The 6,018-nt window shown below is 71.7% G+C and carries 2 protein-coding genes; both read right to left on the bottom strand.

The annotated features are described in order from the left end of the window. Positions 1–173: 173 nt before the first annotated feature. Complete coding sequence (locus K0M70_RS15325) at positions 174–3,944, bottom strand: translocation/assembly module TamB domain-containing protein (protein WP_290783426.1); 3,771 nt, start codon at positions 3,942–3,944, stop codon at positions 174–176. Then, positions 3,941–5,734 (bottom strand): autotransporter assembly complex family protein, encoded by a 1,794-nt coding sequence (locus K0M70_RS15330; RefSeq protein ID WP_290783428.1) that lies wholly within the window; start codon positions 5,732–5,734, stop codon positions 3,941–3,943. Before K0M70_RS15330 ends, K0M70_RS15325 begins: the two co-directional genes overlap by 4 nt. Positions 5,735–6,018: the final 284 nt, after the last annotated feature.

Here is a 6,018-nt window from a genome sequence, read left to right on the forward strand (position 1 = left end):
GGAAGCGAGGGTCACTTCCTGCTCATGGCAGGGCCTTTTAAATCGCAGGAAGTGACCCTCGCTTCCGCGGTGACGCCGGCACCAGGACAACGCGAACACCAGGACAACGCCAGCACCAGGCTGACGCCAGCGCCGCAGTGAAGACAGCGCCGGCCCCGGACTCTGTTCGTGCGTCAGCGCTCGGTGCGCCAGTTGAGGGAGGCGGCGCTTTCGTTGCCGGATTCGATGGTGACGTCGAAGCCGCGGGAGAGCAGGTACTTGAGCGTGACCACCTGGCCGGTGCCTACCAGCGACACGCCGTAGCTCAGGAACAGGCGCGGCAGCACGTACTTGCCGACCGTGAAGGTGGCGCCGCCCAGGTTGCGCGAATCGCTGACGCCGGCCTCGTCGAAGCCCAGGCTGGCGCCCAGCTGCTGCGCCACCAGGTTGCCGCCCACGCCCAGCGCCAGCGCCGCGGCGCCCAACTGCTCGTTCTCGCCGGCCGTGGTGGTGCTGAGCGGACGGCCGAACACCAGCCACGACAGCGCCTCGCTGGTTTCCATCGCCGGGTTCGAGACCACGGTGGTGTCTGGCCGCGACGCCGTGCCGCGCACCTGCACGCCCACCGTGACGTCGTCGAACACGCGCTCGGCGCGGATGTCGAGCGTCGGGTTGTCGAAGGCGGCATCGGCGTAGGAAAGCCGAGCGCGCTGGATGGTGAGCGACTGGCCATAGGCGCGGTACTTGCCGGTGACCTGCAGGGTGCCGCTGGCCGTGGCGCGTCGGCCCAGGCGTTCGCGCAGCCTCAGTGCGCCGGTCATCGACCCGTCCAGGCCAAAGCCCTTGAGCTTGACCTTGTCGCCCAGGGATACCGAGAAATCCATGTCCAGCGGCTTCGACCGCTCGCGCGCGGGGTCGATCGCATCCACCACCACCACGTCGGGCGACACCGACACGTTGCCGTCCAACGCTTCCAGGTCGGCCCGCGCCTCGGGTACGGCCAGCGTGCCGCGCAGCTCCAGCCGGTCGGGCAGCCAGCGCAGCGTGATCTCGGGCGTTCCGATGAGGTAGAGCTCGGGCGTGCTGGCCAGCGTGACGTTTTCGCCGCGCAGCACCAGCTGCAGCGGCGCCGTGGCGTCACGGAAGTTCAGGCTGCCTTCCACCTGCAGCACGCCCTCGCCCGAGCGCACCGTGCCTTCCAGCCGCGACGTGCCGTCGACGTTGCCCACCAGCGCGAACTGGCCCTGCGTGAGCTTGAGGCCCAGCGCCGGCAGTTCGGCCGAGAACGGCTGCAGCTGCGCCTGTCCCGACAGCTGCGGCGGGCCGCGGGGGCCGGCCAGCAGCAGCGTGCCCTGCAGCCGGCCGGCGGGGGCGGCCAGGTCAGGCGACAGCAGCTCGAGCCAGGTGAGGTTGCGCACGTCCAGCGTGAGCTCGCCGTCCAACGCGGCGCTGTCGGCCAGGCCGGTGCGCACGCGCGCCGAAACCCGGCCCTCGTCGGCGAGCGCGGCCTGCAGGCTGCCGGTGATCGCATCGCCTTCGACCTGCAGGTCCACGGCGAGGTCGCGGTAGCTGAAGACTTCGCGCTCGAGATCTTGCGCCAGGCGCAGCGCGCCGCGTTCGGACGCGAGGCGCGCGTCACCGCGCCAGCTTCCGTCGCGGCCGCGGCGCAGTTCCACCGTGGCGTCCAGGGTGCCGTCGATACCGAGCGGCAGCCCCTGGTCCGCGGGAAGCCAGGGCTGGGCCAGGGCCAGCGGCAGCGATTCGCCCTGCACCGAGATCGTGCTGCCGGTGGCCGCGACGCACAGGCGGCCGCCCGGATCGTTGGCCACCAGGCAGCTGCGCAGGAGGCGCAGCAGGCCGGGGCCGAATTCAAAGTCGGCGCCTGCTTCGAGCCTGAGCTGGGGTGCGTCGTTGGCCGCCAGGCGCAGCGTGCCGATGCGGCCCCGCCACTGCTGGCCGCGGCGGCCAATGCGGCCGGCAACTTCCAGTTCGCCCTGTCCGCCGTTGGCTTGCGCGTCGAACTGCAGCGCGGCCAGGCTGCCGCTGCCGCGCAGCGCGAGGCGGTCCAGGGCAAAACCCGACAGCAGCACGTCGCTGGCTTCGGCCTCGATCAGGCCGGCGCTGCCGGTGGCGGGCAGCGTGCCCTTGAGCTGCAGCGTTGCCGCGCTCTGGTCGCCCCAGCGCAGCGAGTCGCCCTGCAGCTGCGCCGTGATGTCGGGCGCCGTCGCCGTGCCGCGCAGCGACACCGTGCCCTGCAGGCTGCCCTGGGCGCCGGCCAGCACGTCGTCGAGCAGCAGCGGCGCAAAGCGCGCCTGCAGGTCGTAGCGCGCACCGAAGTCGCCGGCCAGGTCGATCACGCTGTCGCCGATGCGCAGCGCGGCGTCGCCCGTGCCGCGGTCGCCGGTCCAGTCGGCGGCGAGCCGGCCCGACACCGGGCGGCCCCGCAGCTGGCCCTGCAGCGCAGGCATCTGCACGTTCGCGCGCCACTGTCCGTCGGGCTGCTGGTCGGCGTTGGCCTGCACGCGGCCGCTGAGCGCGCCGGGATAGTCGGGGACGAAATAGCCCGGGTCGAAGTCCGCCAGCTGGGCTTCGATGGCGAACGACAGCGCCGGTGACCAGGCCAGGGTGCCGCTGCCGTCCAGTGAGCCGGTGGGCGTGGTCGCGTTCAGCGCATCCAGGCGCAGCGAGTTCGCGTCGCCTTCGCCCGACAGCCGCACCGTGGCCTGTTCGTCGCCGCGCTCCAGGCGTGCCTCGCCCTCGACCGCCCAGGCCTGGAGCCGGCCGCTGGCGCGCAGCTCGCCGGTGGCGGTGACCGGCAGCGCGCCGGGCTCGGCGCTTGCCGGGTCCAGGCGCAGGCCGGGGCTGCTGACCACCGCGTCGAAATCCGAAGCGTCGCCGGCCAGGCGCAGTTCGCCGGTGATGGTCAGCGGTCCCTGCGGCAGCAACAGCTGCAGGGGCTGCGCGCGCAGGAGCTGCGATTCCAGGCGCAGCGTCGAGGGCTCGATGCCAATGCGCCATTCGCCCTGGGCCACTTCGCCCTGCAGCTTGGCCTGGCCACCCTGGCCGGTGGCGTCCACGGCGAAGCGCCAGGGCTCCGCCTGCGCCATGCCCAGCAGGGCGGGCTGCAGGCCCTGGGACTGGGCGGTGAGCGTCCAGTCCGGCGCCGCCGCCGCGCCCTGCAGCAACAGGCTCAGCGACAGCGGCTCGGGGGCATTGCCCACCACGTCGAGCGAAAGCCGGGACAGGTCGCCCTTGGCGTTGAGCTGCAGGTTGGCCGCCGGCATCGTCGGCGTGGCGGCCGCGATCCACGCGCCGGAAAGATCGGTGCGGTAGTTGCGCGCGGGCAGGTACTCGCCCTTGAGCGTGATCTTGCCGAGGCTGGCGTCCATCGCCAGCGATTCGACCGAAAAACCGTCGTCGGAAAGCTGCAGTGCGCTGGCGGCCAGCGTGCCGATGTCGATCAGCGTGGCGCCGTCGCGTTCGATGCGCAGGCCGTCCACGGCCATCGCGGTGGTGTTGATCTGCAGCGGCATCGGCAGCCGGGGCATGACGTCGGGCCACGAGGGCAGGGCGAAGGGCTCGTCGTCGGCGGGCGGCAACACCAGCACGGCGCCGTCCACCTCCAGCCGGTCCAGCTGCAGGCGCCGCCCCAGCACCGGCAGCAGGCGCGCGTCCAGCAGCACGCGCTCGGCGGTGAACACCACGCCGTCGTGGTCGTAGCGCAGTCCGCGCAACACCAGCGGCCCGTACACCGTTCCCTCCACCTGTTCCCAGCGCAGCGAATCGGCGGGCAGCAGACCCACCACCCGGTCAAGCAGCGTGTCGCGCCCGCCGGGCGTGGCCAGCAGCCACAGCAGCAGCGCGCCGGCCACCAGCGCCAAGGCGACCGCGCCCACGCCCAGCCGCAGCGACCAGCGGCGTGCGAAGGACCGGCGGGGCGGCTTGGCGGCCTGCGGCGCCGTCACAGGTCGGGTCCGATATTGAAGTGCAGGCGCAGCGAGCTACCCGCCGCATCCCCCAGGCCGCGGGCGATGTCCACGCGCACCGGCCCCACCGGCGAACGCCAGCGCACGCCGACGCCCACGCCCAATTCGGCTTTGAAGTCGTCGCGGCGGTCGAAGGCATCGCCCGCGTCCACGAACACCGCGCCGCCCCATTGGCGGGTGAACATGCGTTCGTACTCGACGCTGGCGACCGCCAGGTGCTTGCCGCCAACCACGTAGCGGTCTCCGCCGAGGGTTTCGAACTGCTCGCCGATCTCGCGGTAGGCGTAGCCGCGCACGCTGCGGTCACCGCCGGCGTAGAAGCGCAGCGAGGGCGGAAACTCGGCGAAATCGTCGCTCAGCGTGGTGCCGGCTTCGGCCCGCAGCAGAAGGCGGTCGCGCCGTCCAAAGCCGTGGACCCACTGGCCCTTGGCGCTGAACTGCAGGAAGTCGATGTCCGAGCCCAGTGCGGACGAGCCGCCGCGCACCTCCATGGTCACGCCCAGCGCGCGGCGCGGATAAAGCAGGTCGTCGGTGCGCGACCACTGCGCCCACAGCGATGGGAACACCAGGTTGCTGTACAGATAGTCCACGCCGGTGGGTGAGTCCCGGTAGCGCTCGCGGCGCACGTTCATCGCCGCCACCAGGTCCCAGGGGCCCAGCTTGCCGCTGCGGCTGCCAACCAGCTCCACCAGCTGGCTTTCGATCTCGTCCACGGGCTCTTCGCGCACGCTGGCCGACACCGCGTACCAGCCGTCCAGCCAGGCAAAGGCCGGGATCTTGTACTGCACCGTGACGTCGTTGCGGCGCTGGGCCAGGCTGGCCAGGGCCTTGAGCTTGTGCCCGCGGTCGTTGATCCAGCGGCGCTCCACGCCGCCGGTGACGCCCAGGCCCGAGTCGGTGCCGGCCCGTACGCCGGCCGAATAAATGCTCTGCTTGGCCATCGCCAGGGCCACGCTCACCGGCACCTGCAGGTCGGTGGCGTCATCGGGCTGGGGCGTGACGTCGATGGCGCTGAAGTAATCGAGCTCGGCCAGCGACGTCTGCAGGGCCAGCAGCTGGCGCTGGTCGTAGGGGTCGCCGGGCTTCCAGGGGATGAGGTTTTCCAGCAGGCCGGGGCGGAAGTCGTGCCCCTGGAAGCTGGCCGCGCCCAGCGCATGCCGGTCGCCGCTGACCCAGGCCAGGTCGATGTCGGCGGCGTGTTCGGCGCGGTTCACGGTGACGGTGTGGGTCTGCAGTACGGCGTCGAAGTAGCCGCGCTCGGCCAGCAGGCGGTCCATGGTCGCCTTGCTGTCCTCGTACACGCCGTGATGGAAGGGCTGGCCCTCGCGCGGCCGGAACCGCTGCAGGCGCCGCACCAGGGCGCTGTCGTCGCGCCCGGCGCCGGTGATGGCCAGCGACCGCCCGCGCACCTTTACCGGCGTGCCTGCCTGCACCACCACCACCACGCTGACCGTTTCGCCGGTGCGCTGCACCTGTGCGTCCACGGTGGGCTCGTAGTAGCCGAAGGGTTCCAGGGCCTGGCGTACTTCGGACGGCACCTGGCGCAGCAGGTAGGACAGGCGGGTTTCGCTGAGCGACGCGCGCCGGTTGGGATTTAGCCGCTGCAGCGACAGCGCGTCGTCAACGTTGTCGCGCATCTCCTCGTCGGCCAGGCCCTGCACGGTGACGGTGCGCAGTTCCAGCGCACGGGCAGCGTCCGGGGCACCGGCCAGCAGGGCGGTGGAAAGGACGACGACGGTCAGTTTGCGGACGGGGGGCAGGCTCAGCATCTTGCCCAGAATAACCGGAGGTCAGCGGCATCTTTCGTGAACAGGGGCGTGTCGGGCTTGCCCTTGCGATTAAATGCGAATAGGATTCATTCTCATTAGCTAGTCGAACAGACCCAGCCAAACGCCGTTCTCGCCCCATTCCCGGAGTTTTGCCATGTCTGTCCCCTGCTCGCGCCGCCCGGCGGTTTCGCCGGCTCGTCGCCATTTTTTCCATACCAAACCCACGGCCATGGCCGCCACCGCCCACCACCGCCCCCCCACCCCCGCCCCCCCCGCCCCCCCCC

The sequence above is a fragment of the Arenimonas sp. genome, from assembly GCF_019459675.1.
In the GTDB taxonomy this organism is placed as follows: domain Bacteria; phylum Pseudomonadota; class Gammaproteobacteria; order Xanthomonadales; family Xanthomonadaceae; genus Arenimonas.